Origin of the sequence: Winogradskyella aurantiaca, assembly GCF_003362725.1 — a bacterium.
Taxonomy (GTDB): Bacteria; Bacteroidota; Bacteroidia; order Flavobacteriales; family Flavobacteriaceae; genus Winogradskyella_A; species Winogradskyella_A aurantiaca.
In genome coordinates, this window is record NZ_QKTV01000017.1 from 1 (window position 1) to 1,395 (window position 1,395).

General features: G+C 41.8%; 2 protein-coding genes. Both read right to left on the reverse strand.

The window, feature by feature from the left end; genetic code table 11:
• Positions 1-125 precede the first annotated feature (125 nt).
• The gene (locus DN064_RS14060; protein WP_115463294.1) at positions 126-1,070 is read right to left on the reverse strand and encodes a PorP/SprF family type IX secretion system membrane protein; all 945 of its coding nucleotides are present in this window, start codon (positions 1,068-1,070) and stop codon (positions 126-128) included.
• A 10-nt stretch (positions 1,071-1,080) separates the two neighbouring features.
• Positions 1,081-1,395 (reverse strand): gliding motility-associated C-terminal domain-containing protein (locus tag DN064_RS14065; RefSeq protein WP_157962325.1); only part of this gene is annotated, 315 nt, incomplete at its 5' end.

Below are 1,395 nucleotides of genomic sequence, written 5' to 3' on the forward strand. Positions count from 1 at the left end.
TCAATAGCTTTGGCATAGCCATAGTTATCGTAGAATTTATCGGCTAGTTTCTTTTGAGCAAATACAGCAGAACCGCTCAAAATAAAAAGAAGTAATATGAATCTTGTTCTCATGACCATTTGCTTTTAGAAATATCTAGGTGATTTAACACGTTTACTTTTGAATACCTCGAACATCAATAAGAATTCATGTGTACCAGAGGTATAGAATCTAACATCGGATAGGGGATACTCATAAGCGTATCCAATACGTAATTGTTTGGAGACCTGCAGGTCAACGATTCCACCAAGAGAGGCGGCATTTTCATTGATTCTATAACCAACCCCTGCCCAGAACTTCTCATAGAAGAGGAAGTTAGCAGTAAGGTCAATAGAAAGCGGTGCTCCATTGGTTTCTTTAATCAGGAAAGCAGGCTTAAGCTTGGTATTCTGACTAAGATCAAAGACAGCTCCACCGGTAAGGTAATAGCTCACACGCTCTACAACGATATCGTTTTGAGCAGCACCTTCTGCAGTGATACGATCGGTGTTAAATAATCTAGGTGCAGACAATCCTACATACCATCTGTTCGAGTGCCAGTAAAGACCAGCACCTACATTAGGGCTCCAACGGTTGGAAAGCTCTCTAAGAATAGGATCACCAGGGTCAATACTAGGGTCAGAGGCATTAAACAGGTCCTGATCGAGGTTAAAGTGGGTAACCCCAGCTTTAGCCCCAAAGGCAAGTTTAGTTCTCTCACCAGTTTGAATGGTATAGGAGAAATCTGCATATAGATATGAGAAGTTCTCATATCCTAGTTGATCATTGATAAAGGAGAATCCCAAACCAATTTTTTCATTTCTTAAGGGTGAGTGGATGGAAAGGGTTTGCGTTTCAGGCGCCCCGGCAATACCAACCCACTGGCTACGATGCAATCCAACAATACTCAGTGTTTCTCTACTGCCGGCATAGGCAGGGTTGATAGCAATAGTATTGTACATATACTGCGTGAACTGCGGCAACTGTTGGGCCAGGACATTGGCACTGGCCATCAGAAGTATAGCGATACTTAAATTTCTAAACAGTTTCATAGGTTAAGATTTATTTGTTTGTAGCAACGTAGATAGGTCCAGTGAAAGGATCTAAGCCACTATTTCTTAGGTTAACAACATAGTAATAGGTACCGGTAGGAACATTGCCAGAGCCACCAACGGCAGCACCAGAGGTCTGACCACTCCAATTGTTTTGGTAATCATTGGATTGGTAAACTTTAGCCCCCCAACGGTTATAAAGCTGAACTTCAATTACAAACCCACAATCCTCAATACCACTTACTCTAAAGACATCATTAAGACCATCGCCATTGGCTGTTACAGTCTTTGAGATAATCACATCTTCTGCACCACAAGAAAGAAC

Excerpts from the sequence above, each read along its gene's own strand:
- DN064_RS14060 (WP_115463294.1), bottom strand. The coding sequence starts at position 1,070 with ATGAAACTGTTTAGAAATTTAAGTATCGCTATACTTCTGATGGCCAGT.